The sequence below is a fragment of the Methyloceanibacter sp. genome, assembly GCF_050728395.1.
Lineage (GTDB): Bacteria > Pseudomonadota > Alphaproteobacteria > Rhizobiales > Methyloligellaceae > Methyloceanibacter.
Genome location: NZ_JBOHJB010000031.1, coordinates 1 through 23,667, shown reverse-complemented (window position 1 = coordinate 23,667; position 23,667 = coordinate 1). Strand labels below are relative to the sequence as shown.

20 protein-coding genes and 1 tRNA gene are annotated in these 23,667 nt (G+C 62.4%); 9 read left to right on the top strand and 12 right to left on the bottom strand.

The window, feature by feature from the left end; all coding sequences use genetic code 11:
- Positions 1 to 55 precede the first annotated feature (55 nt).
- The 3 genes from ACREC7_RS07570 to rplU form a co-directional block, all read right to left on the bottom strand.
- Positions 56 to 607, bottom strand: coding sequence for a GNAT family N-acetyltransferase (locus ACREC7_RS07570; RefSeq protein ID WP_431555079.1), 552 nt, complete (start codon positions 605 to 607; stop codon positions 56 to 58).
- Positions 608 to 756: 149 nt separating this feature from the next.
- On the bottom strand, positions 757 to 1,011 hold the full coding sequence (gene rpmA, locus ACREC7_RS07565; protein ID WP_431555078.1) for a 50S ribosomal protein L27: 255 nt from the start codon (positions 1,009 to 1,011) through the stop codon (positions 757 to 759).
- An 11-nt stretch (positions 1,012 to 1,022) separates the two neighbouring features.
- Positions 1,023 to 1,610 (bottom strand): 50S ribosomal protein L21, encoded by a 588-nt coding sequence (gene rplU / locus ACREC7_RS07560; protein ID WP_431555077.1) that lies wholly within the window; start codon positions 1,608 to 1,610, stop codon positions 1,023 to 1,025.
- 263 nt (positions 1,611 to 1,873) lie between these two features.
- On the opposite strand from rplU, the gene ACREC7_RS07555 reads away from it, so the two are divergent.
- From ACREC7_RS07555 to ACREC7_RS07545, 3 genes are all read left to right on the top strand, one after another.
- A complete protein-coding gene (locus ACREC7_RS07555; protein WP_431555076.1) occupies positions 1,874 to 2,410 on the top strand; it encodes a hypothetical protein in 537 nt (178 codons plus the stop codon).
- A gap of 22 nt (positions 2,411 to 2,432) precedes the next feature.
- Positions 2,433 to 2,972, top strand: a complete 540-nt coding sequence (locus ACREC7_RS07550; RefSeq protein WP_431555075.1) for a hypothetical protein — start codon at positions 2,433 to 2,435, stop codon at positions 2,970 to 2,972.
- A 77-nt stretch (positions 2,973 to 3,049) separates the two neighbouring features.
- Positions 3,050 to 3,139, top strand: a tRNA-Ser gene (locus ACREC7_RS07545).
- Positions 3,140 to 3,250: 111 nt separating this feature from the next.
- Here ACREC7_RS07545 and ACREC7_RS07540 read toward each other — a convergent pair.
- The 5 genes from ACREC7_RS07540 to ACREC7_RS07520 form a co-directional block, all read right to left on the bottom strand.
- Positions 3,251 to 3,940, bottom strand: coding sequence for a hypothetical protein (locus ACREC7_RS07540; protein ID WP_431555074.1), 690 nt, complete (start codon positions 3,938 to 3,940; stop codon positions 3,251 to 3,253).
- 399 nt (positions 3,941 to 4,339) lie between these two features.
- Positions 4,340 to 5,332, bottom strand: a complete 993-nt coding sequence (locus ACREC7_RS07535; protein WP_431555073.1) for an antibiotic biosynthesis monooxygenase — start codon at positions 5,330 to 5,332, stop codon at positions 4,340 to 4,342.
- Positions 5,329 to 8,028, bottom strand: a complete 2,700-nt coding sequence (locus tag ACREC7_RS07530; RefSeq protein WP_431555072.1) for a molybdopterin-dependent oxidoreductase — start codon at positions 8,026 to 8,028, stop codon at positions 5,329 to 5,331. The genes ACREC7_RS07535 and ACREC7_RS07530 overlap by 4 nt, the downstream gene beginning before the upstream one ends.
- Positions 8,025 to 8,855 carry an FAD binding domain-containing protein gene (locus tag ACREC7_RS07525; RefSeq protein WP_431555071.1) on the bottom strand — a complete coding sequence of 277 codons (831 nt, stop codon included), beginning with the start codon at positions 8,853 to 8,855 and terminating at the stop codon, positions 8,025 to 8,027. The genes ACREC7_RS07530 and ACREC7_RS07525 overlap by 4 nt, the downstream gene beginning before the upstream one ends.
- Complete coding sequence (locus ACREC7_RS07520; RefSeq protein ID WP_431555070.1) at positions 8,852 to 10,273, bottom strand: 8-oxoguanine deaminase; 1,422 nt, start codon at positions 10,271 to 10,273, stop codon at positions 8,852 to 8,854. Before ACREC7_RS07520 ends, ACREC7_RS07525 begins: the two co-directional genes overlap by 4 nt.
- Before the next feature lie 175 nt (positions 10,274 to 10,448).
- Here ACREC7_RS07520 and ACREC7_RS07515 point away from each other — a divergent pair, with 175 nt between their 5' ends.
- From ACREC7_RS07515 to ACREC7_RS07495, 5 genes are all read left to right on the top strand, one after another.
- Positions 10,449 to 11,477, top strand: a complete 1,029-nt coding sequence (locus ACREC7_RS07515; RefSeq protein ID WP_431555069.1) for an XdhC family protein — start codon at positions 10,449 to 10,451, stop codon at positions 11,475 to 11,477.
- The gene (locus tag ACREC7_RS07510) at positions 11,474 to 12,118 is read left to right on the top strand and encodes a nucleotidyltransferase family protein (RefSeq protein WP_431555068.1); all 645 of its coding nucleotides are present in this window, start codon (positions 11,474 to 11,476) and stop codon (positions 12,116 to 12,118) included. Before ACREC7_RS07515 ends, ACREC7_RS07510 begins: the two co-directional genes overlap by 4 nt.
- A 12-nt stretch (positions 12,119 to 12,130) precedes the next feature.
- On the top strand, positions 12,131 to 13,786 hold the full coding sequence (locus ACREC7_RS07505) for a multicopper oxidase family protein (RefSeq protein ID WP_431555067.1): 1,656 nt from the start codon (positions 12,131 to 12,133) through the stop codon (positions 13,784 to 13,786).
- Between the two features lie 70 nt (positions 13,787 to 13,856).
- Positions 13,857 to 14,273, top strand: coding sequence for a hydroxyisourate hydrolase (gene uraH / locus ACREC7_RS07500; RefSeq protein WP_431555066.1), 417 nt, complete (start codon positions 13,857 to 13,859; stop codon positions 14,271 to 14,273).
- Positions 14,274 to 14,283: 10 nt separating this feature from the next.
- Positions 14,284 to 15,486, top strand: coding sequence for a tetratricopeptide repeat protein (locus tag ACREC7_RS07495; RefSeq protein WP_431555065.1), 1,203 nt, complete (start codon positions 14,284 to 14,286; stop codon positions 15,484 to 15,486).
- 128 nt (positions 15,487 to 15,614) lie between these two features.
- On the opposite strand, the gene ACREC7_RS07490 is transcribed toward ACREC7_RS07495, so the two are convergent.
- The gene (locus tag ACREC7_RS07490; protein WP_431555064.1) at positions 15,615 to 16,148 is read right to left on the bottom strand and encodes a hypothetical protein; all 534 of its coding nucleotides are present in this window, start codon (positions 16,146 to 16,148) and stop codon (positions 15,615 to 15,617) included.
- A gap of 226 nt (positions 16,149 to 16,374) precedes the next feature.
- Between ACREC7_RS07490 and ACREC7_RS07485 the strand changes: the two genes are divergently transcribed.
- Complete coding sequence (locus tag ACREC7_RS07485; protein ID WP_431555063.1) at positions 16,375 to 16,920, top strand: hypothetical protein; 546 nt, start codon at positions 16,375 to 16,377, stop codon at positions 16,918 to 16,920.
- A gap of 694 nt (positions 16,921 to 17,614) precedes the next feature.
- On the opposite strand, the gene ACREC7_RS07480 is transcribed toward ACREC7_RS07485, so the two are convergent.
- The 3 genes from ACREC7_RS07480 to ACREC7_RS07470 all read right to left on the bottom strand — a co-directional run bounded on the left by ACREC7_RS07480 (position 17,615) and on the right by ACREC7_RS07470 (position 23,426).
- Positions 17,615 to 20,410: an endonuclease/exonuclease/phosphatase family protein gene (locus ACREC7_RS07480; protein ID WP_431555062.1), complete on the bottom strand. Its 2,796-nt coding sequence runs from the start codon at positions 20,408 to 20,410 to the stop codon at positions 17,615 to 17,617.
- A 424-nt stretch (positions 20,411 to 20,834) separates the two neighbouring features.
- On the bottom strand, positions 20,835 to 22,007 hold the full coding sequence (locus tag ACREC7_RS07475) for an iron-containing alcohol dehydrogenase (RefSeq protein ID WP_431555061.1): 1,173 nt from the start codon (positions 22,005 to 22,007) through the stop codon (positions 20,835 to 20,837).
- Positions 22,008 to 22,043: 36 nt separating this feature from the next.
- Entirely contained in the window at positions 22,044 to 23,426 is a 1,383-nt protein-coding gene (locus ACREC7_RS07470) for an aldehyde dehydrogenase family protein (RefSeq protein ID WP_431555060.1), read from the bottom strand.
- Between the last annotated feature and the right edge of the window lie 241 nt (positions 23,427 to 23,667).

Here is a 23,667-nt window from a genome sequence, read left to right as displayed (position 1 = left end):
TGGCTTGGCGCGGGTGAGGGGGTTAAAGCACAGGTTGTTTAACGCAAAGTGGCAATTAAGCTAGTGCCCGCCCCCTGGTGAGCCGATAGGTGAGACAGCGGGATTTGGCGTTCCGTGCGGCGCAGTCGCGCAAGACTTCACCGGAAGGCTCGAAGCCGAGCTTGGCGATCACCCGCGCCGAGGCCGGGTTCTCCTTGAAATGACCGACCGTAAGATAGTCGAAGCGCTCTCTGTGAAAGGCATGCAGGATGAGCGCCCGCGCCGCCTCGGTGGCGTAGCCCATCCCCCAATAAGGCTTGCCGATCCAATATCCCATCTCGGCGTGGATCTTGTCGGTGGCGCGATAGCCGACGCAGCCGATCAGCGCGCCGGCGCGGTCGATGGCGAAGGCCACGCCTTCTTCGCCGGCCTGCAGGCTTTGGATCCAATCGACCGCCATCTCCTCGCTATAGGGGTGCGGGATGGTTCCCGTCATGCTGGCAACCTCGTAGTCGCCGGCAAGCAGGGCAATGCTCGTCGCATCGGCGAGCACCGGCGCGCGCAACAGGAGTCTTTCGGTGCGGATGACCACGCGGGCAGGATACGCGGGAGCGGCCCTTTTTGTCATTGCCTGGCTTGGCCGGATGAGGAGCGAGCAATTCCACGTGTCGTCATTCCGGCGCAAGCCGGAATCCAGCGGCGCCAAAGGCGCCAAGAAAACTGGACCCCGGCTTTCGCCGGGGTGACGCGGAGAGGTCGTCCGGAGACTGAGGCGAATTAGTTGGGCTTCACCGAGACGTAGACGCGGCCCTTGGCCTTGGTCGCGAATTCCACCTCGCCCTCGCGAACCGCGAACAGCGTGTGGTCGACGCCCATGCCGACGCCGTCGCCGGGGTGCCATTTGGTGCCGCGCTGGCGCACGATGATGTTGCCGGGAATGACGCGCTGGCCTCCCGACTTCTTCACGCCGAGCCGGCGCCCGGCTGAGTCGCGGCCGTTACGGGATGAGCCACCGGCTTTCTTATGTGCCATGGTATGGGTCCTTACTTCTTCTTCGGCTTCGCCGCAGGCTTCTTGGCCGCCGCAGCCTTGGCCGCTGGCTTCTTGGCCGTAGCTTTCGCCGCAGGCTTCTTGGCAGGCGCGGCCTTCTTTTCAGGCGCAGCCTTCTTCTCAGGCGCATCCTTCTTGGCCACAGCCTTCTTCGCCGGCTTCGCCTCGCCCTCGGTAGCGGCTTCAGGCTTCTTGGCTTCGACCTTCTTCGGCTCCGGCCGCGCCACCTTGGTCTGCGACGGCTTTTTGCCGTCGGTGAGGATCTCGGTGATGCGGAGCAGCGTCAGATCCTGGCGATGGCCCTTCTTGCGCCGATAGTTCTTGCGCCGCTTCTTCTTGAACACGATGATCTTGTCGCCGCGGGTCTGCTCGATGACCTCGGCCGCCACCAGAGCGCCGGCGATGCTCGGCCCGCCGGCCTTATGACCGCCGGTCTTGGGCGCGCCCTCGCCGCCACCAAGCAGAAGCACTTCCGAAAGCTCGATAATGTCGCCGGGCTCGCCCGCGATCTTCTCGATCTTGATGACGTCGTTCGGCGCCACGCGATATTGCTTGCCGCCCGTGCGAATGACCGCGAACATGACTTTTATCTATCCGTCCAACTTTGTGGGCTGAAAGACCTCGCGCCCCAGGGCGCGGGCCAAGCTGACCGCCTGGCCTCTCCGCGGCGCAATATAGAAGCCGAAGCCGATAAGTCAATTAGTCCAGCGCCCCCCGCGCGGCGATTGCAGCGTGGAGGCGGGAACTTCGATAAGAATGGCAGCACGGCGAAATTTGCTGTCGAGGCCTGAAAAGACGCGGCGGTGTTACTGGGCGGAACCTTGGAACGGGAGGATTCTCCAGCATGACCAACATCAGCGCGATTTCCTTACTGAGCAGCTTGATGGCTCTCGCCTGTGCGTCGACGCTCCTGGCGACCGCATTCCCCTCCACCGTTGCGTCCCAGGGGTTCACCTGTCAGTGGGACCTGACCGGTCATTGGGAGCTTCGGCAGACCAATGGAATCCTGGTGAACCTCGACTTACAGCAACGAGGCCCTTTATTCACGGGCTCCGCTGGAACACCGGAGTTCTTTGGCACCGGTAGTCGCGGTAGTCTCGACGGAAGCGTCGACAATCAAAGCAAATTCAAGATGTCGATCTATTGGGACAACGGTGCGATCGGTGAATACACCGGCACCGTCAACCAAAATGGAAGGCTGGAGGGGGAGACCTACGACCGAATGAGTCCGGCCTCGATGGCGCGATGGTTTAGCACGGGCACTGGCGGCAAATGCTTGGGTGGGTTATTGGGGCCTGCGCCGCAACCCGCTCCGAAAAAGCCCGCCGAGCCAGACCCCGGTAAGGGTCTGCAATCGCCCGGGAAGTTTTTTCAGCACTAGTTCGTTTGGGGAGGAACGCCAGATGATGCGCTTCAAGTCGATCTCGTTGTCGATGGGCTTGACCTTGGTTGGCGGAGCCGCCCTTCTTTCGGCGTTTGCCTCAGCAGCTCACGCCGCCTCGTGCCGGCAATGGGACATCACCGGCAGTTGGACCATTGAACAGACTAATGGCTTCCTGGTGGATCTTAAACTGCAGCAAGACGGCAATGATCTCCGTGGCACTGCCAGTTTCACCACGTCTGCCACCGACACCGGTACGGGCAATCTGGACGGCTCCATCGACGGCAACTCCATACAGATTACGATCTATTGGGGTGGGAGGAGCGGCGCTATCGGCGAATATAAGGGCACGATCAACCCGAGGGGGCGGCTGGAAGGGGATACCTTCGATCGGATGAATCCAGTCTCTCGCGCCGGCTGGCACAGTCTCCAGACTGGCGGGAGGTGCGTGGATTCCGGCGTGACACCGCAATCGGCGCCTGGGGTACCAGTTCCCGTCACGCCCAAGGAGCCCGATCTGCGTAAGGGCCTGCAGAAGCCCGGGAAGTTCTTCCAGCAATAGCCGCGATGCACGCGCGACCCTTCACCGGCCCTTGAGGTTGCCGCGAAGCGGCCGGCAAGCTACATGAGGCGTTCGCGGGAGAGGTGCCAGAGTGGTCGAATGGGACGGTCTCGAAAACCGTTGTACGGGTGACCGTACCGTGGGTTCGAATCCCACCCTCTCCGCCAATGTTTGGCCGATTTCCGCGATTTTCTAGGCCCCAATAGGCAGGCTTGCCGATGTTGCTCGCTATACGCCGCGCCTCGCGCGTGAGCAGTTTGCCTGCCGAACACCGCTGATCATGGTGCCCCATATTTTGGATGGCCGATGCCCTGTGAGTGTGTCCAGGCCTCGGCAAACTCGTTGATTAAAGTATCGATGGTCGCTTCAATCCTGGCCGTTATCTGCTCGTGTGGTTCATAAATCGCCTGACCGCCCTCTCCGTACATGTCCTCCCAAATCGTCACGTAGGTGGGTTTTTGGAGGGGCTTCTTGTCGTATACAAATCGCGCTCCCTCTATGGGGGCTATCACTCTAGCGGATATCGAAGCGGCGCATCCGGAGCTTGCCGGAAGCGCTGTAACGATTAGCTGGAACAATGGGCGCTCAAAGAAGTCACGAACATCTTCATCACTTTCACTCACAAATCCGAGCTTCGTTCGCATGAATGCGCTCGTCGCCGACCCCCTGATGTGCTGCTCGTCCAGACCACATTGATCAAGCAGTTTGAGCACCCAATGCATTTTTTTGATGCCATCGAGATAACTGGTTGGTCCTCCAGACAGCCCCGAAATGATGCTGAAGTCTTCATCAATATCGGCATCGGCGGCAGAATTCTGAGCGACTTTATCGCTGGTGATTATCTGGACGACTTTTTGAGCATCCGCTTTTGTTGGCTGCGGTACGGCTGGCTGCGGAGCACTCTGTTCCGCGTGAGCAAGCGCCGGTATTGCAAGAGCGGAAACGGCGGCAACCAGCTTTAGTTTCATAAATGCTCCCCAAATGGCGATTATAAAGCAGGCTCCTCCACACCGACGGTCGCAGGAATTTCCTGCTCCTGAAACCACACGCTGACGCGAGTGAAACCGACATTTCATTCCCCTACGTGCTCGTATGCAGCACCTTGGGGACTGTGATCAGCCCAGCAGCCGTTTGGCAAGCGACCGCAGAGAGCGAGGTTTGGAGAATAGTGGCGCCTTGTGGGTGCCAAATTCTCCGTTCCGCAATTCGGCGGTCCGGTTAGGCACACGCCGGAACATACTGCCGGTCGCTATTGAGAGCCTCGCTCACATGGTGACAAGCGCCGCTCGTTCGGGCCGCAGGGACGCCAATGTCCCGCGTCCGCTACTGACCCTTAGCGGACTCTAGCCCCGGGGGCGGCAGAGACGTCACCACGGCCTCCAGACATGCGTTTCGTATTGCCAGAACGCAATTAGGCAAAGGACATAGAGGCCAATCACGAGCGCCGTTCCCGCGATGTCGCGCTTGAGATCACGGTCGGCGGGACGTAGCCACCAGCCGAGGCGCCGGCTTGCCCACGGGGTCAAAACGCTAAGCACGAGGACGCTGAGTACATTGTCCAGGAACAAAGCGTTCCAATGCGACATCTTCAGTTGCCCGACCAAGAACGGGTGCTCGAACCAGGCCGTGATCAACATCACCACCGGATAGAGGGTCAGCAGCACGATCATGTTCTGCTTCCACGCCGGCGGTGAAGGCGCCTCGGCGTCGCCCAGTTGGAACCATTGATCGAAACCCGTGCGCACGATGCGCGCATGCGATTCCTCGGTGAAGACGGCTGCCTCCTCGAGCAGCAGCTTCCGTTCCGCCGAATTGAGCCACGTTTGCAGATTGGCTTCGGAATCGAACCGCAGGATCGCCAGCCAGTCCTCCTGTACACCGGGCACCGGCGGCTCGAACCGGTAACCCTGAAATCCGGGTGACCGCGCCTGCGCCGCGGCGATCTTGCGCTCCCATTGGCGGTAGGTATTCTCCTGGCCGGGCTTGATCCGCGTTGAAATCACCGCCGAGGCCGGCGCCGGCAGCACGCCGGACTCACTATCATCGACGAGATGGACGTCATCTTGACCGACCAACATCGGTTGCGCCTCGGCCACGAGGCGCTGCCGCTCGTCGGAACGGAGCCACGCCACGGCTGCCTTGGTGCTGGCAAAGCGTTGCAGGATGACCCAGTCGACCTGAGCGGGAGGGCTCGGCGGCATGACCGTTTCTTTAATGAAACCCGGCTGGGCCGCGACCGCCTTACTGATTTTGTGCTGCCAGCGCGCGAACGCATTGGCCATGTCGGGCGCAATCCGCGTCTGCGTGACCACCGTCACCGTGGACGTCTTGGTCTTCGGCGCTTCGAGCGGTCCGGTCATGATTGGGAGTCGAGCTTGTCGAAGATCCGCTCGGGCGACAGCGGCAGGCTCGTAAAGCGCACACCCGTCGCATTGGCGACTGCGTTGGCGATTGCGGGCGCGACCGGATTGATGGCGCATTCGCCCTGCGACTTCGCCCCCATCGGGCCGATGCTATCATAGGTGTCGGCGAAGTAGACTTCGCTGCGCGGGATGTCGGCAAAGGCCGGAATCCGATAATCGCGCAGCGCCGGATTCACCATCGTGCCATTGGCGTCGTACACCATCTTCTCGGTGAGCGCCCAACCCACCCCCATGGCAATCGAGCCGTCAATCTGGCCGCGGCACTGCATCGGATTGATCAATCTGCCGATGTCGGCGGCGTGCACGCTTTGCAGGATTTCGATGTCGCCGGTGACGCGATGCACGGCGAGACGGATGCCTTGAGCATTGAAGGCGATCGACCGCGGCGACAAATAGGCCTTGCGTTTGGCCTCGAAGCGGTGGGCCTCCTTAGTGCCCGCCGCATATAGGTCGGTGAGCGGAATTTTCTGGTTGGCGCAGATAATTGCATCGTCCAGCAAGCGACATTCGGAGGTCTCGCACCCCGTATGGCGGCTGGCATATTCGATGATGTTGTCGCGCAATGCCTTCGCCGTCAGCATCACGGCTTGGCCTGCGACGACCGTGCCGGTGCTGGCAAAGGTGCCGGTATCGTAAGGCGCAAGATCGGTATCGGCATTGATGATGGCGATGCGGTCGGCGCGCGTGCTAAGAACGGAGGCGGCGATCTGGCAATGCGAGGTGACGGACCCGTTGCCCATCTCCGTCGAGCCGACCGCGAGGTGATAACTCCCGTCGCTCTCAAGCCGCATCACCGCCCCGGACCGATGCTCCGTGGGAGGTCCGGATTCCATCATGGCGACCGCGATACCGGTGCCCTCGGCCCACTCCTCACCCTCGGGCTTGGTGGCCCCCCGGCCGCTGGCCAGCGCCTCCTCGACGAGATCGAGACATTGGTCGAGACCGTAACTGCCGAACTCGACGTCGGACGCGTCGTGCCAAACCGACTCCATCCAGTCTCCCGGCCGGATCATGTTCTTGCGGCGGATTTCGAACGGGCTGATCCCCAAAAGCTTGGCGAGATCGTCCATGGCGCATTCGATAGCGAAGGTCGTCTGCGAGGCGCCATAGCCACGAAAGCCGCCGGCCGGAATCATGTTGGTGTAGACGGCATAGCCATCGGCCTTCTTGTTGGGGCAGCGATAGCCGGTGAGCTGGTTGGCGAGCGCGGCTGCGAGCGTCTCGCCACCATGGCCACCATAGGCGCCGGTATTGGACACGAGGCGGAGCTGAATCGCCGTGAGCGTCCCGTCCTTTCTGGCGCCAAGCTTGACATGCGTTGTCATCGGATGGCGGGTGGTCGCGCTGGTGAACTGCTCGGGCCGCGTGAACTCCCACATCACCGGCCGCCCGGTCTTCAGCGTGGCCAGCACGCACAGATCCTCGGAAATCATCTCCTGCTTGCCGCCGAACCCGCCGCCAACGCGCTCGGTGAAGACGTGGAGGTCGCGGGGAAACAGCCCGAACAGATAGCAGAGCTTCTCCTTGGCGATGAACGGCGCCTGCGAGCTCGTGCGGACATGTAGCCGTCCATCCTCCCCTTTCCAGGCGATCGAGCCGTGGGTCTCAAGATGCACGTGCTGCACGCGCGAGGTCGAATAGGTCATCTCGTGGATGGCATCGGCCTGTTCGAAGCCCAGCTCGACGCTACCGAGCTCGCCATGGATATCGACATAGATATTTCCACGGGCCTCCGTGCCCTTGTGATGCAGGATCGGCGCTCCTGGCTCCATGGCCTGCTCGGGGTCGAACACGGCAGGCAAGATTTCGTAGTCGACCTCAAGCAACCGGCACGCCTCTTCCGCGGCACCCTCGGTCTCGGCGACGACCGCGGCGACCCGCTGCCCGACGAAGCGGACGACATTGTCGAGGATGTAGGTGTCGTCAGGATCGACGAGGTGATCCTCGTGCGTCGCCGTCGAGTAGAGCCTGCGCGGCACGTCCTCCCAGGTGAAGACGTCCACGACGCCAGGGACGGCAAGCGCCTTGTCGCGGCGGATGCTTCTGATGCCCGCATGCGGATGCGGCGAGCGCAGCACTTTCAGATGCAGCATCCCATCCATCGCGACGTCGAGGGTGTAGCGCGCGTGACCGGTGACAATGGACCTGCCGAAGGGGTTGCGTAAGCTCGCCCCACAGGCGTCGCCGGCACCGTCTTCTTCGGCGGACCCTACACCATTCAGAGCGTCCTCGATGCTGCGATAGCCGGTGCAGCGGCAGAGATTGCCTTTGAGCGAGTGCGGCAAGTCCTTGCGCGCTTCGTCGTCGAGCGAGGCCGCGGTCATGATCATGCCGGCCGTGCAGAAACCGCATTGGTAGGCTGGCGCATCCAGAAAGGCCTGTTGCATCGGATGCAAGCCCCCATCACGCTCGAGCCCTTCGATGGTGGTGATCTCGTGTCCCGCACCCCGGAAGGCAGGCACCAGGCAAGAGTGGAAAGGCACGCCATCGATCCAGACCGTGCACGCGCCGCAATCGCCGGCGTCGCAGCCTTTCTTGACGCCGAAAAACCCGAGGCCGCGCAGGAACGTGCGCAGGCATTGGCCTGGAGCCGGTTCGGCGGAGATCTTCGTCCCGTTGACGGTAACGTTCATGCAGCAGCTCCAGACTGGAGCTCGGAGCGGATTTGCTCGGCGTAATAGTAGGTGAGCCGGCGCCGATAGACGGGCGAGCCATGTACGTCGTCGAAATACCCGTCGTCGGGAATCTCTGCCCCGATGGTGTGGCGCAGCTTGTCGGCGGACGGAACGCGATCGAAGCGGAGCTGAACCGGTCTTGGCGTGGCCGCGGTGATGGTCAGCAGGAGGTCATCTGCATCCGCGCTCTGCGTGCCAATGAGAAACACCGCGGACCGCCCGAGATGGGTGAGCGAGGAGCGGCGCGAGGCGAAGCGTTTACAGAGCGCGCTTGCCGGGAGACGGATGCTGCGTAAGAGCTCGCCCGGCCGAAGCACGTTCATATGGTTGCCGGTCACGAAGTCGATCGCCGCAACCTGGCGTGGCTCCGCACCGCGCGGCCAAAGCGTGTAGATACCTTCAAGGGCAACGGTGAGAGTAATCATCGGCCCCGCCGGCAATGACATACAGATATTGCCCCCGACCGTGGCAGCGTTCCAGATCTTGAACGACGCGAGAAACGCGCGGGCGCACAGCGGCAGGAGGGGAGTGGCCGTCCATTCCGGGGGTGCCTGGAAGCGGTCCAGCTCGGCGACGGTGCAGGTTGCCCCGATATCGAGGCCGTCCGCCGAAACCTGAAGCGCGGGCCAGCGCAGCGATTGAAGGTCGATCAGCGTATCGGTGGCAATCTGCGGCGTCGAGAATAGCCAGGTCCCTCCGGCAAGCCACGCATAACCCTCGCGCCACTTAGCGATCTCATCTGCGCACGTGGGCTGCTTCACCTCTGTAACGGTGTTCAAATTCATGGTGCGGCAGCCAAGGCGGCCAAGCGGGCCGCATTGCGGTTGTTCTCCTGCACGACGGGGCCCATATCGATGCTCACCACCTCGCCCTTGTCCACGATCAGCCGGCCGCCCACCACGGTATGGCGGGCAGACGTTGGTGCACAGAAGACAACAGCCGCGACGGGATCGCTCAAGCCCCCGGAATAAGCGATCGAGTTCAGATCGAGGGTGAAGAAGTCGGCGTATTTGCCCTTCTCTAGCGAACCGATGTCGGTTCGCCCGAGCACCGCGGCGCCGCCGATTGTTGCGATCTCGAGCGCATCGCGCGCGGTCATCCATTCCTTGGCGCGCAGCGGATCGGAAGTGGAAAGTACGGTCTGCGGACCCTCCGGCGGCAGCAGCCCGATCTTCAGCCGCGCCAGCAGCATCGCCTCGCGCACTTCGACCAGAAGGTTGGAACCATCGTTGCTTGCCGAGCCGTCAACGCCAAGGCCGGTCCTGACGCCTGCGTCCCGATATTTCTTGACGGGAGCGATGCCGGAGGCGAGCCGCATATTGGAGGACGGGCAATGACAGACGCCCGCTCCTTTTTTTGCAAAGAGGCGCACCTCATCGTCGTTCACATGGACAGCGTGGGCATACCAGACGTCTTTCTCGACCCAGTCGAGCGTGTCCATATAGGCGACGGGCCGCAAGCCTTTATGTTCGAGCGTGTAGCGCTCCTCGTCCAAGGTCTCGCAGAGATGCGTGTGCAGCTTGACACCGTAGTGCCTGGCGATCTTCGCCGACTCGCGCATCAATTCCGCCGTGACCGAGAAGGGGGAGCAGGGCGCAAGCACGATCTGCAGCATCGAGCCGGGCTTCGCGTCGTGATACTGCTCGATGACGCGGACGGAATCCGCGAGGATCTCCTTCTCGTCCTCGACGCAATCGTCCGGCGGTAGCCCCCCCTTCGACTGTCCGAGCGACATGCTGCCCCGGGAGACGACGAAGCGGACGCCGATCTCCTTCGCAGCATGGATCTGATCGTCGACCTTGCAGCCATTTTTGAACACATAAGCGTGATCGAACACCGTGGTGCAGCCAGACCGCGCCAACTCAGCGCAACCCACGATGACAGCGGTACGCGTGTCCTCGGGCGTCCGCGCCGCCCAAACGCGGTAATGCGCCTTGAGCCAGGGGAACAAATTGGTGTTCTGCCCGGCGGGTAAATTGCGGGTCAAAATCTGGTCGAGGTGGTGGTGGCAGTTGATCAGGCCGGGCAGCAGGATGTGGCCCTTCAGGTCGAGTACGACATCCGCTGTTGCCGGTAATTCCGCGGTCGGCCCCACCTGTTCGATCACGCCGTCACGGGCAAAAAGCCCGGCATTTTTCAGCTCCCGCCGCTGCCCGTCCATGGTGACGACGACATCGGCATTTTTTGCGAGCAGCGTTGCCATGTGGCGTCTCCCCCCGGCCCTTTGCACAATTAGCAGCTGATTTTTCGAACAACGTCAATCGAGCTGTTGAGGCTTGGTATAAACAAAATGATCCAGGTGGGAAGAAGTTGTTCTATTATCGAAAGCGAGCCTGAAATATTCTCTGCGGTTGGACACGAGGCGAGCAATCCCTGCAATGAGCGCATCGGAGCGGTACGTTCTTGGGCGGGCGCTCGACTGGCTCGCCGAAGGGCGTCGCGTCGCGCTCGCCACCGTCATCCAAACCTGGGGTAGTGCGCCGCAACCGGTGGGCAGCCAGCTCGCGATCGATGCGGAGGGTAATTTCCTGGGGTCCGTGTCGGGGGGCTGCGTCGAGGCTGAGGTCATCACCGAAGCGGCCGAGGTGATCGCAAGCGGCGTGCCGAAGGCCCTCGAATTCGGCGTCGAGGACAATACCGCATGGAGCGTCGGTCTGGCTTGCGGCGGGGCCATACGCATCTTTGTCGAGCCCCTGGAAGGGGGACGCGGCCGCGAGCCGGGTGGAGTGCTGCACCGGATCATCAGTGACATTGAAGCGCGCCAAAGGGTGGCGCTGGTGACGCAGCTTGCGACTGGCGTGCGGAGCCTTGCTTATTCCCCTGACGATTTGGGACAGGACCTTGCGCCGGCGCTGGAAGATGCGTTTCGGCGCGATAAGAGCATGGCGTTGGCGGGGAGCGACGGCGAAGTCTTCATCAACATATTCAACCCGACGATCCGCCTCGTCATCGTCGGCGCCGTGCATGTAGCACAGCCGCTGGTCCCAATGGCACGCGCGCTCGGTTACGACGTGGTGATCGTGGACCCGCGCTCCGCATTCGCAACGGAAGAGCGGTTCGGCAACGTGACCATCGCTCGTGAATGGCCCGACGAGGCGCTGCCGAAGATCGGCGTCGACGGCCGCACCGCGCTGATCGCGCTCACCCATGACCCGAAGATCGACGATCCGGCGCTGATCTACGCGCTCTCCTCCGATGCTTTCTATGTCGGCGCGCTGGGGAGCAAGCAAACCCACGCCAAGCGCCTCGAACGGCTGAGGCAAGAAGGCGTCTCAAGCCGCGACCTCCAGAAAATTCACGCCCCCATCGGCCTCGACATCGGGGCGCAGGGCGCGGCCGAGATCGCGCTCTCCATCATTGCCGAGATTACGGCCACTCAGCGGGGCAAGGGAAACGGCCGCCGATGAGAGCAACCCCGAGATCTTCTTCCGGCGGCGTCGGCTTGAAGGCGGCGGCCATTGTCCTTGCCGCGGGGCGCTCCTCCCGCATGGCGCCCCACAACAAGCTCTTGGAACCGATCGACGGCATGCCGATCGTACGCCGCGTCGCAGCCGCCGCGCTTGCCAGCGGCGCTCGTCCCGTCGTCGTGGTCACCGGCTTCGAGGCCCCGCGCGTCGCGGAGGCGCTGCGCGATTTGAGAGCGACCATCGTACACAACGCGGCCTATGCCGAGGGCATGAGCACCTCGCTCCGGACAGGCCTCGTTGCGCTGCCGGCGGATAGCGACGGAGCGCTCATCCTGCTCGGCGACATGCCGGAGGTCGAGGGCCAGGTCCTCGGCGCCCTCATGACCGTATTCGCTGCAACCGGACGCCGCGCCATCTGCGTACCGGCTCGGAACGGCAGGAGGGGCAACCCCGTTCTGTGGGGCGCCGCCTACTTCGCCGAGATGATGACAATCAGCGGCGACATTGGCGCGAAGCAGCTTATGGCGCGGCACCAGGAGCACGTGACCGAGGTCGCGGTCGGATCCGACGGCATCTTCGCGGATGTCGATACGCCTTCCGATCTTGCGCGCATCGAGACGAGAACCGGATCGAACCCGTAAGAGGAGGAACGTATGCCCAAGACGCCGGTGAACCACGGTGACGAAGATCGCGCCGCATCGTTGGCCGCCGCGCCCGCGCCGCTTCTATCGCGGCGCGTGTTCTTGGCGACCAGTGGCGCCGTGGGCACCGCCCTGCTTGCCCCCACTCTTCTTGCTGGCACGGTAACGGAGAGCAAGGCGGAGGAGAGCTCCCAGAGCCACGCCCATAACCACGAACCGGTCGACGATTATGAAGCTTGGAAAGACTTCAAGCCTGGCGCGCCTTTCATCGAGCCGGAGGTTCGCCGTTCCGTCAATGGTGAGCTCAAAACCACGCTCAGGATGCAATACGCTTACAAGGATATCGGCGGCTATCGCCTCTTCTTGCGGACCTATGAAGGCACCATCCCCGGCCCGACTCTGCGCGTGAAGCCGGGCGACGTGCTGCGCATAAAGCTGATCAACGACCTGCCCCCCAATCGCGATCCCGCGCCCGTCATTCACTCGCTGCCGCATCAGTTCAATACGACCAATTTCCATTCGCACGGGCTGCATGTGAGCCCGAGCGGCATCTCCGACAACGTGATGCGCGTCATGGAGCCGGGAAAGAGCTACGACATTGAGATTGCCATTCCCGCCGACCACATCCCCGGAACCAATTGGTATCACCCCCATATGCATGGATCGGCCGACGTGCAGATCGCGAGCGGTGCGGTGGCCGCGCTGATCATCGAAGGCGATTTCGAGGATGTCCCCGAGATCAAAGCCGCGCAGGAGCGCTTGCTCGTGCTGACCGAGGCGGTATTCGACTCGTTTGGCACCGTGGAGAATTTCGAGACGCTCTTTCCGGAAACCGCGGCCCGCTTCCTGGCCGTCAACGGCGTGCGGGAACCGACCATCACCATGCGGCCTGGGGAGGTGCAACGCTGGCGCCTGTTGCACGCGGGCTGGCAGGACGACATCTTCATGGAGATGGAGGGGCACACGCTGCATTCGATCGCCCGCGACGGCGTCCCTCAATCGCGAATGGATCAGTCCTTTCCCCGCACGCTGGAACACGCAGGCGACAATCCGAATGCCCTGCTCATCGCGCCCGGGCAGAGAATCGATGTGCTGGTGCAGGCAGGTAAGCCAGGCACCTATGCGCTTCGCGCGATCCCTTACAATCAGGGCTATGGCTCCCCGACCGGACCCATCGCCCGCATAGTGGTGGAGGGCGATCCACTCCCGATGAACTTGCCGACAAAACTGCCGCCAACACCGGAGAAGATCATCGGCGACGAGGAGATCACCGGGACCCGCGTGCTTCGATTCGCAGCGACGCACCCCGAGGTCGAGGCAACCGAGCATTGGCAGGAGTTCCGGTTCACGATCGACGGCAAGGTTTTCGATCCGAACCGGATCGATCAGCGGGTACGCCTCGGCGCGGTGGAAGAATGGACCATCCTCAATGAGCACAAGGACGACCACGTCTTCCACATCCACACCAATGACATGCTCGTCACCAAGATCAATGGCGAGAAGGTGCCTGAGCCGATCTGGATGGACACCATGATCGTCCCGCGCAATGGCAGCATCACCTTCCGCTCGCGCTTCCTGGATTTCACCGGCATCTACATGCTTCACTGCCACATGATGAACCACGAGGAGCTCGGCATGATGCAGGTCGTGGAGGTCTATGCCGACTAACACCACTCTCGGGTGGCTAGAGGCAAGGATCGAGGCGCACGTTATCGGTCAGTCGAAAAGGAGACATAGCATGCCGCGAGCATTGGTTGGCCTGACTCTTGTTGCAGTCATCGTTGTCGGTGGCTTCTTAGGGGCTGGCGACATTCGCCGCTCCAGAGCCGCGGAAGGTCCGTCCGTCGCCAGCGCCCTGTCGACGCACGTGCTCGACACGGCTTCCGGCCGTCCTGTCGCGGGTGTCCCTGTCCGCCTGGTACGCGACGGTAAAACGCTTGGCCTCGGCAAGACCGACGCGGATGGCAGGCTTGAGCTCGGGCCAGCGCCCTTGGAGGCGGGCACGTACCAGCTGATATTTGACGTGCACGGAGTCTATCCGAAGAGCTTCTACCCGGAGATCACGGTGTCTTTCCAGATCGGCGATCCGGCAGCGCATCTACACCTCCCGATATTGTTGAGCCCGTTTGGCTTCACGACCTATCGGGGGAGCTGACCTTTCCCGCATGATGCGTGAGACGACACTTGCCTTGGCCGCCACGGTCCTGCTTGGCATGAGCGCCACCGCGCTCGCGGCCCCCTCTGCCTACCAGGACTACTGTAGGCTCCATCCCCACAAATCCTATTGCTGGGATCGGCACCACAACCTCACTCTCAGCCACGGCGACCAAGAGAGTTCCGGTGATGCCGTCGACTGCGATCAGTCCAAGGACGTCGATCGAAGCATTAGGGGTTGCACGCAGCTCATCGAGAAGAACCCCCGAGATGTTGTGGCCGCCTTCAACCGGGGCGTTGGCTATGACGACATAAAGGATTACGACCGCGCCATCGCTGACTACTCAAAGGTTATCGAGATCAATCCCAGTGCGGCCGCCTACAGCAATCGCGGCTACGCCTACACCCATAAGCGGGACTACGACCGCGCCTTCGCCGACTACAACACGGCCATCGAGATCGATCCCGAATATGCGGATGCCTATTTCAATCGCGGCAACGCCTATGACGATAAGCAGGAGTTCGACCGCGCCATCGCTGAATATTCCAGGGCCATCGACCTCGATCCCAAACAGGCGGACTTCTATGGCGATCGGGGCATCGCTTATGAGGTCATGGGGCAACACGACCGCGCCATCGCCGACTACAACACGGCGCTGGAACTCGATCCCAAGGACGCGCAGGCCTTTGATAGCCGGGGCGGCGCCTATGTCGGCAAGCGGGACTACACTCTCGCCATCGCCGACTTCACCAAGGCCATCGAACTCAATCCCACGAATGCAACGGCCTACGAACACCGCGGCTATGCACGGTTTTACCGGGGCGACTTTAACGATGCGGCCGTCGACCTGTCGCATTCGCTCGCGCTCAAGGACAGCGCCTATCCGATGCTCTTCCTCTTTATCGCGCGATCGAGGGTTGGGGAGGACGCGGTTCCCGAGCTCGAGGCCAACGCAGGCAAGCTGCATAGCAATGAATGGCCCTATGCGGCGATCGAGCTTTACCTCGGACGGCGGCAGCCAGATGCGACTCTCGATGCGGCCAATAACCGTGTGGAGCGCTGTCAGGCACAGTTTTACATCGGAGAGTGGGACCTATTGCACAACAACCCCACGGAAGCTGGGGCGGCGCTACGTACCGCGGCCGAGACCTGTCCCAAGACTCGGATCGAATATGATGCGGCCGTCGCCGAGCTGAAAAGGCTCAACCCGTGATGGGCAACGCTATCAAGAAGGGTATCCACCTTCAACGTTCCAGGCTATCCGCTCAAACACGCAGAGACAAGTTCGCTAGTGAGTGCCTCCACCGCCAATCGCTCCGGGCAGGCCTTTCTTGGCGGCAGCTAGTAGCCCCTAAGCTCTTTGAGGTCGGCGGAGCTCAAGCCCTCGATGTCCTCGCCGGTGAGGTTCTCGACGCCGACTTTTGCCGCCTTCGCCTGGGCGAGTCTGAGTTTCGACGGCGCCTCGTGCTTGACCGGGCCGGCATCGGCTTCGCGCTTCGGGTTGTTCTCTTTTGTCGCCCAGCGTGGGGAGGACTTCCACACAAGCCGTTGGTCCTGCTGCGGCACGTCGGCTCGTCCATAAGAAGCGCTGTCGTAGGCACGAGTCGGCGGAGCCTGTGGCGGCACGTCCCCTCGTCCATAGGAGGCATGAGGCGACGGAACCTGTGGCGGGACGTCCGCTCGTCCATAGGGGGCGCGACCGTAGGTCTGCGGTGGCGCAGCCGGCGGCAGATCCGCACGTGCATAGGGGCCGTTGCCGTAGGTCTGAGCCGGTGGCGGCGCGTAGACGGCTTCTTGGGGCCGTGGCGGGCGGTTGCACGCCAGCAAAGTCAATCCAGCGGCAGCGGCAGCCGTAACGCGAAGGACTTTGCGCATTTGAGCGATCCCCTCAGGGCTCGTTCAGGGCCCCGGTGGGAAGGCTAGACCGGATGGGTTACCAGAAGGTCACGAACCGCGAGACCTGTTCGCCCTTTGAGAGCCACAAGCCCAGCTGCGCCCCTCTTTCGCCGTGACCTTCTAGTAATGCTTTTAATTTAGGCTTTCGCCGTAGGGCGGCCCGCCGCACGGCGTTTAAGCGATTGGGCGGCAAGAGGGATTCCCAATGGACAAAGTCTTCAGGACTGCGGTCACGACGGCGGCAATCGGCATGGCTGCCCTTTTCCTGAGCCCCCCGTCGCAGGCCGGAAATGGCTCCGCTGTCGGCGCCGGGCTCGTCGGATTCGGGATTGGCGCCATCTTGGGCAGCATGATGGGCCCGCCGGATGTCTATTTCGTCCCACCCCCGCCGCCTGAATATTACGGGCCGGCCGCCTATGGGCCGCATTATTATTACCGGCCAGGCGCCTATGGGCCACCGCCACGGGCGCCGAATTGGTATGGCGAGCGCTCCTATCAACGGCCCGCGCCCCCACCACCCGCCGCCGCGCATCAGTATCGCCCGGCGCCGACGCGCTCGGCGACAGCGACGGCCAAGACAGGTCCGGCGACGGCAAAGACGAAACCCGTCACGGCCCCGGTCAAGCAAGATGCAGACGCCAAATTCAAGGCCGTGCAGGCAAAGGCAAAGCGCGACGGGGTCGAGACGCTCACCCAAAAGGACATCGAGGGTTTGACCCCCGGCCAAATCACACAGCTCAGAGGGTACTGATCCCAGCTCCCTTGGCGGAGGTTGATGACGCGTGCCCGCGCGCCTCACCGCCAATTGCTATGCGGCGGTGCAGTGCCCTCGGAAGCAGATAAATCCCTGTCCACACTGGCGGGCAGTCGTACACGCGGGACCTTGCGGCGAGGAATTCGGCCTGCATGGCTTGCAGGCGTGCCCCTGACAGCGCTGGTTGTCACCACAGTCAGAGTCAGTCGCGCACGTGCCGCTAAGTTTTTGCCGTCCATGTCCGCCGCAGGCCGGCGGAGATCCTGTGCCCGAGCCACCGCCTCCACCGGCGCCACCCGCTGGCCTGCGCACATTCACGCACTGACCGAACATCGAGTTGATGCATTGGGTATCCCAAGACGGGCAAGCGCAACGTTGATTGGCTTGACAACGCGGGGTGCAGCCACCGATCGGACGACCGCCTCGGCAAAATCCACTGATGCACCGTCCGCGACCAACACCACAATCGGTGTCGACGTTGCATGCGATCGGCCCGGGACAATACTTCAAGACCGAACAAGCAAAATCGCAAGGAGGATTGACGGTAGAACACTGCGCCGATGCGTCGCTCGCCAACAGTGTTGGCGCGCCGAGGACGGCTAGGACGCATAGCAGCTTCTTGAGCACGCTCATGCTACGTCCGCAATGCCTAGTGTTTGAGCACGCCTTCGTCGTAGACGAGACTTCGTCTTCAGTCTTGGTCCTTCCCCAGGGTGAAGCGCACGGCAACCGGAACATGATCGGAGAGTTCGGTCTTCCAGTCCGAAACCAACGTATCCGATCGCACAATGAGCTGCTCGGACAGGTCTTCTTCCGGCATTTTCACTTCTGAGTCAGCCGTAATAACAATGTGGTCGAGGAGCCTCTTGCTCGCCACCCGGGTAATGGCGGCATCGGGGCCGTATTTCTCTTTCATGCCCACGGATAGCAGTCGCAAGTCGCTCCTCTCCGCGTAGGCCGCGAGACCTTGCGCCGCCGTCTCGGCATTCATATCGCCAAGGATCAGGTAATCGCTTTCCTTACTGACTTCCCGATCGGCGGCAATCCACTGAGCCAAGATTTCCGCAGCCTTCGCCCTCAACCCGGATCCCGTATCGCTCAATTCGCTGTCCGTGCTCTTGAGATGGACCACCGCACATCGAAAATCGTAGACGAGACTCGAGCTTTGGATGACACGCACATCGAGAAGCAAAGGCTCGCGGAAGAAAACCGAACGCTGCACTTTCTCTCCCTTGCGCTTCGTGACTTCGACCTTGGATTGGAAGAGCTTGGCAATAGAAGGAGATGGGGCGATTTTTGAAACGCGTGTCGTGTCGGTGCGAAACAGAACACCGTTCTGTTGCCCCTTGCCGTCCGTAGCGAGATATGCGTAACGCGTCTTGCCGCTGCTGTTGATCACGCTTGCGAGTTCCTGCAGCGACGCAGCATCGACCTCCTGAAGCCCCCAGAAGTCGCAACGGAAGCTGCGGATGAGCTCGGCCACTCTTGGCATTCGCTCCCAGTCCTTCCGGCTGTGGAGATGCTCGATGTTCCAGGACACGATGTCGGCAAAACGCGTGGAGCCCTCTAGTCGAGGCACAATCCGCTCGGCGGAGAGACCCGGCGCAGAGACCGGTGGCGGGCCATCTTCCTCGCCGTCGGTTTTGAGTGCGAGCCCTCCAAACAGGCCCGAGGCGGGGAGGTCGTAACGCATGCGGGCAGACGGCGCCCACATGCTGCGCATATCTTGCTTTTGCTTTGCCCCCTCGGTCTTCAAATCGTTCTTGATACGCCCAACCGAGCCTGGCAGTCCGGCTGGGTTTATCTGATCTGCGTAGCCGATGGCCTTGGAGAGGTCAGATCCGTACTCTCGTCGCCCGAAACCCGGCGCAAAGCGGGTCATCCAGCCATAAGCGGAGATGTAGTTCAGATATGACTTCGTGGTGTTTCCCCGCGACTCCGGCAGCGGGCCGTCCATGATGCTCGCCCACTCTTCCTTGGCGGTGAGCGGGTGGCGAAGATACATGGCGCGCAACACCTCGGGATATTCAGTCCATAGTTTCTCGGCAAATTTCTCGGTCGACCGATCTGGACCGGCTACCCGTATCGTTGTCGGTCGGGCATAGATCACTCGAGATCCGTCGACCCCGGTCATCTCGGCTGCGAGCTGATAGTCCCCCGGCTCAGTGAAGACCGGACCCGCGGCGGATACGAAAATTGGAGCTCCATCAAAACTCTGGGTCTGCTTCTTTGCCGGAAGGTAGGCAAGTTGTGCTTGACGGCACAGCTTGATCGGCGGGCGATAGGGGATGATCCGGCCGCTCGGACTTCGGAGCTTCAACCGGACATAGCCGTCGCTCGGATCCAATGCGTCGGGCACGCGAACCAAACGATCGCCACCATTGTTGACGAAAATTCTGACGAACACAGGCTCACCCAATGCGTATTCCGCCTTCAGTGGCTCCACGCGGAGCTCAACGTCGCCCATCGCCCGCAAGGGGTTGCCACCTGGCCGAGTGAGGCGTGGCTCGGCGGTTCCTCCGAATGGGCGGCTCGCACCTTCCTCATAGACTCCGAAGGAAAACCCACCTGCCGCGATTTCTCGCGGTGAGGCGTGATGCAGGTGCATGATCTCTTCGGAATCGAAGCTCTCGGGGAAGTGTCTCCAGAACTCTGACGTGCCGTCCTGGCCGACATCGGATTCATAACCCCGCGGATAAAGATGAGGATAGTTCATCCACGACAGCGCCGACGGCCTCGCCTTGTCGAAACTGTGCAGGAGATTGAGCGCGTGGCCAATCTCGTGCACAAGGGTGAACACGTACTCGCGTTCGCGCTCGGACGTCGAAACGCGCGGATCCGACAGGGCGGGATGGTCGTAGAACACAGCGACGCCCTCGCGCGGCTTCTTGTTCAGGTCCGCCTCGCCAAAATCGTACATCACGCCGAGCACGTCTTTGCCGCCCCGCCCGGCGAGATAACTGCAGACAAAGACGTGGACGTGCAATCCGTCGACGGGTTCAGTTTGTTTCAATGCCTCCATGGCCGAGTGAATCTCGGCATGGGTGTAGCCCCGCATGTGCCCCGGCTGTGCCGCAAGGGCGCGGAATGGATCGATGCGGACGTTGGTATCGAACCCAGCTCCATTAAAGGCCTTGACGATCGTCATGGCCGCGCCGCCGCGACCGACATACCCTGAGTCGCTCGGCGGCTCGGCCCCCTCGAGTCCATCGATCTCGATCAACAGCTTCCGCATGAAGTCGCCGATGCGATCAAGTCTTCCGGCGAATTGATCCCGATAGTTCCCCTCAAGGTCGATGCCGAGCGAGAAGGAGCCAATCCCGCGGTCGTCCGCCTCCAGCCGCACTTGTCCGGTGAACAGCTCCGGATTGCCCCGGAATTTCACCTCCCCAGTAACGATCCCGGACGCATCTTCTTCCGGCTTCGAGCAAACGAATGAGGAGATGAAATCGCCTTTTCGAGTTACGTCGCCGCTGAGTGCACCCAACTGTCCATCATCGGTGCGACTTACTCTGAAATCGAATGTCAGGTCGTCCGCCCGACCTCGGTAGGATCCGTTTTGGAGAAGAGGCATAGCGATACCCGATGCGCCAATTGCCCACCATCGCGACCTGTTGCAACCATAACTTGCCCCGCTTCCGATTGCACGGAAATTGCCCAGTGATTCGATGCGGCTTCGGAGCCAGGTCCAACGCTCTTCGGTATAACGCCTGTAGGCTTCCGGCTTCACGGCGTCAGGTCGAAGATGCTCTCGCCTTTCGAAAATGATCTCGCCACGCCAGCCCCGAAATGAGGAAGACTTAGGCTGCTGCGTTCCCCTCCGCTTGCATTTTCGGGCAGCGCGGGTGCGGGCCCTTTCTCGGGCCATCGAGGCGCCTCACCCCTTTCAGCCGGCGCGATCCCCCTGCCCGTCAGGCAACCGCCATGAGGTCGCCTTTGAGCGCCGCATCGAACAGCTTCCGGCTTCCCTCCTTGGTCAGCGGAACCGGATTGCCGCCCGCGGTCGGATCGACCAGCGACATCTCGACGATGGTATCGACGCGGGCCCCGTCGACGCCGAGTCCCTTCAAATCATGGGGAACGCCGGTCTTCTTGCGCAGATCGAGCACCGCGGCGAGGAAGCCGTCGAACCCGCCGGGGATGCCGAGATAGCCGGCCAGCCGCTCGATCTTCGCCTCGATGGCGGGACGGTTGAAGACGAGCACATAGGGCATAAACACGCCGTTGGTCGTGCCGTGATGGGTGTGGTAGAGCGCGCCGACCGGATGGGACAGCGCGTGAATGGCGCCGAGGCCCTTCTGGAAGGCTGTCGCCCCCATGGCCGCCGCGCTCATCATGTGGGCGCGCGCCTCTAAGTCCTGGCCGTTCGTCACCGCCTTCGGCAGGTTGGTGAAAATGAGCCGGATGCCTTCCACGGCAATGCCCTCGGCCATCGGATGATAGCTCGGGGAGCAATAGGCCTCGAGGCAATGGGCGAGCGCGTCCATGCCGGTGCCGGCGGTGATGGCGGGCGGCATGCCAACAGTGAGCTCCGGATCGCAGATCACCACACGCGGCATCATCTTGGGATGAAAGATCACCTTCTTGGTGTTCGTCGCCTCTTGCGTGATGACGCCGGCGCGGCCGACCTCGGAGCCGGTCCCCGCCGTGGTCGGCACCGCGACCACCGGTGCGATCTTGTCGGGATCGGCCCGCGTCCACCAATCGCCGATATCCTCGAAGTCCCAAAGCGGGCGGGTCTGCCCGGCCATGAAGGCGATGACCTTGCCGGTGTCGAGGCCCGAGCCCCCGCCGAAGGCAACCACCCCATCATGCCCGCCGGCGCGGAAAGCGGCGATGCCAGCTTCGAGATTGGAGTCCACCGGGTTCGGCTGGACATCCGAGAACATCGCCGCCGGGAACCCGGCTTCCTTCAATAGGTCCATTGCTCTGCGCGTAATGGGAAGCTTGGCGAGGCCCGCATCGGTGACCAACAGCGGCCGGGAGATTCCGGCGGCGCGGCAGGCATCGGCGAGCTCCTTGATGCGGCCGGGGCCGAAGCGGATAGCGGTCGGGTAGCTCCAATTTGCGGTCGGTGCGGTCATGTCCGGTTCCGAGATGATAGTTGTGATGATAGGTGTTCAGACGTCGCGAAGGTGAAAGCTCTTCGGCTGGGTCAGAGCGTCGAAGCCATATTTCGACAGGGCCGCGCCGTGGCCGGTGTCCTTGACGCCGGTCCAGGTGAGCTGCGGATCGAGATAGTCGCAGCGGTTCATGTAGACCGTGCCGGTCTCGACGAGGCTGCCGATCTCGGCGGCGCGGTCCGCATCGCGCGTCCAGATCGAGGCCGTCAGCCCATAGGGGCTGTCGTTCATCAGCGTGATGGCCTCCTCGTCGTCGCGCACTTTCATGATGCCCACCACCGGGCCGAAGCTCTCCTCGCGCATCACCTCCATCTGGTGATTGACGTTGGCGAGCACCTCCGGCGCGAGATAGGGCGAGCCCGGCCGGTCGCCCTCCACCTTCATGTTGATCAGGGCCGTTGCGCCCTTGCGCCGCGCCTCGGCGATCTGGCCGCGCACCGTGTCGGCGAAGGAGGCGCGCGCCATCGGCCCGAGCGTGGTCGAGGCGTCGAGCGGATTGCCGACGACATATTTGCGGGTGAGATCGGCGAAGCCCTCGACGAAATCGTCGAACACCCGGCCATCGACATAGATGCGCTCGACCCCGCAGCAGCATTGGCCGGAATTGTAGAAGGTACCATCGACCAGATTCTCGATGGCGTGATCGAGCTTGGCGTCTGCACGCACATAGGCCGGGTCCTTGCCGCCGAGTTCTAGCCCGATCGAGGCGAAGGTGCCTGCGATGGCGCGCTCGATGGCGCGGCCTCCGGCCACGGAGCCGGTGAAGTTGACATGATCGATCTTGCCGGAGCCAAGCAGCTTCTCGGTCTGCTCATGCGACATCACGAGATTGGCGAACAGGCCCTTGGGAAGCCCAGCCCGCCGGAACGCCTCGGCGATGCGCTCGCCGACGAGCAGCGTTTGCGCCGCGTGCTTCAGGATGACGGCGTTGCCGGCGAGAAGCCCAGGGACGATGGTGTTGATGGCGGTGAGATAAGGATAGTTCCACGGCGCGATCACCATCACGATGCCGACCGGCTCACGCGCAATATAGCGGCGGAACCCATCCTTCGCCGGCGGGGTGTAGGGCTTGAGCGCCTCCTCCGCCAGCGCCGCCATGGCACGGATACGCTCTTCCAGCGCCCCCTTCTCGCCGCCATAGCGAACCGGCCTCCCCATCTGCCAGGCAAGCTCCACCGTCACGTCGTCGTTCATGGCGAGCAGCGCGTCGAGAAAGGCCAGCATGTAGCGCCCGCGCTCGGCCACCGCAACCCTCCGCCACTCGGGCAGTACCGCGCGCGCCGCTGACACCGCGGCGCCGATCTCGGCGTCGCTTGCGATCGGCCGCTCGGCATAGACCGAGCCATCGATGGGGGAGATGATTTTCACGTTACCTGACATGGTGCCTCGACAAGAAGCGCCGGCCCGCAAACGCGAGCCGGCTTCGTTGCAATCCGGTTTCTGCGTCGGCTACACCGGGGCCGCGCCCTCGCGGTGCTTCACCGCGAACTCCTCCTCCGGCGACAAGACGAGCGTCTTCCGTCCATAGGCCGCGAAATAGAGGATGGCAAGCGCGTACCAGATCGCCACGCCGATCACACCGGTGCGATATACGGGATCGGCGAGCTGGAAGCCAATGGTC

Coding starts and splice junctions, on each gene's coding strand:
- ACREC7_RS07570 (WP_431555079.1), bottom strand. CDS start 607: ATGACAAAAAGGGCCGCTCCCGCGTATCCTGCCCGCGTGGTCATCCGC.
- rpmA (WP_431555078.1), bottom strand. CDS start 1,011: ATGGCACATAAGAAAGCCGGTGGCTCATCCCGTAACGGCCGCGACTCA.
- rplU (WP_431555077.1), bottom strand. CDS start 1,610: ATGTTCGCGGTCATTCGCACGGGCGGCAAGCAATATCGCGTGGCGCCG.
- ACREC7_RS07555 (WP_431555076.1), top strand. CDS start 1,874: ATGACCAACATCAGCGCGATTTCCTTACTGAGCAGCTTGATGGCTCTC.
- ACREC7_RS07550 (WP_431555075.1), top strand. CDS start 2,433: ATGATGCGCTTCAAGTCGATCTCGTTGTCGATGGGCTTGACCTTGGTT.
- ACREC7_RS07540 (WP_431555074.1), bottom strand. CDS start 3,940: ATGAAACTAAAGCTGGTTGCCGCCGTTTCCGCTCTTGCAATACCGGCG.
- ACREC7_RS07535 (WP_431555073.1), bottom strand. CDS start 5,332: ATGACCGGACCGCTCGAAGCGCCGAAGACCAAGACGTCCACGGTGACG.
- ACREC7_RS07530 (WP_431555072.1), bottom strand. CDS start 8,028: ATGAACGTTACCGTCAACGGGACGAAGATCTCCGCCGAACCGGCTCCA.
- ACREC7_RS07525 (WP_431555071.1), bottom strand. CDS start 8,855: ATGAATTTGAACACCGTTACAGAGGTGAAGCAGCCCACGTGCGCAGAT.
- ACREC7_RS07520 (WP_431555070.1), bottom strand. CDS start 10,273: ATGGCAACGCTGCTCGCAAAAAATGCCGATGTCGTCGTCACCATGGAC.
- ACREC7_RS07515 (WP_431555069.1), top strand. CDS start 10,449: ATGAGCGCATCGGAGCGGTACGTTCTTGGGCGGGCGCTCGACTGGCTC.
- ACREC7_RS07510 (WP_431555068.1), top strand. CDS start 11,474: ATGAGAGCAACCCCGAGATCTTCTTCCGGCGGCGTCGGCTTGAAGGCG.
- ACREC7_RS07505 (WP_431555067.1), top strand. CDS start 12,131: ATGCCCAAGACGCCGGTGAACCACGGTGACGAAGATCGCGCCGCATCG.
- uraH (WP_431555066.1), top strand. CDS start 13,857: ATGCCGCGAGCATTGGTTGGCCTGACTCTTGTTGCAGTCATCGTTGTC.
- ACREC7_RS07495 (WP_431555065.1), top strand. CDS start 14,284: ATGATGCGTGAGACGACACTTGCCTTGGCCGCCACGGTCCTGCTTGGC.
- ACREC7_RS07490 (WP_431555064.1), bottom strand. CDS start 16,148: ATGCGCAAAGTCCTTCGCGTTACGGCTGCCGCTGCCGCTGGATTGACT.
- ACREC7_RS07485 (WP_431555063.1), top strand. CDS start 16,375: ATGGACAAAGTCTTCAGGACTGCGGTCACGACGGCGGCAATCGGCATG.
- ACREC7_RS07475 (WP_431555061.1), bottom strand. CDS start 22,007: ATGACCGCACCGACCGCAAATTGGAGCTACCCGACCGCTATCCGCTTC.
- ACREC7_RS07470 (WP_431555060.1), bottom strand. CDS start 23,426: ATGTCAGGTAACGTGAAAATCATCTCCCCCATCGATGGCTCGGTCTAT.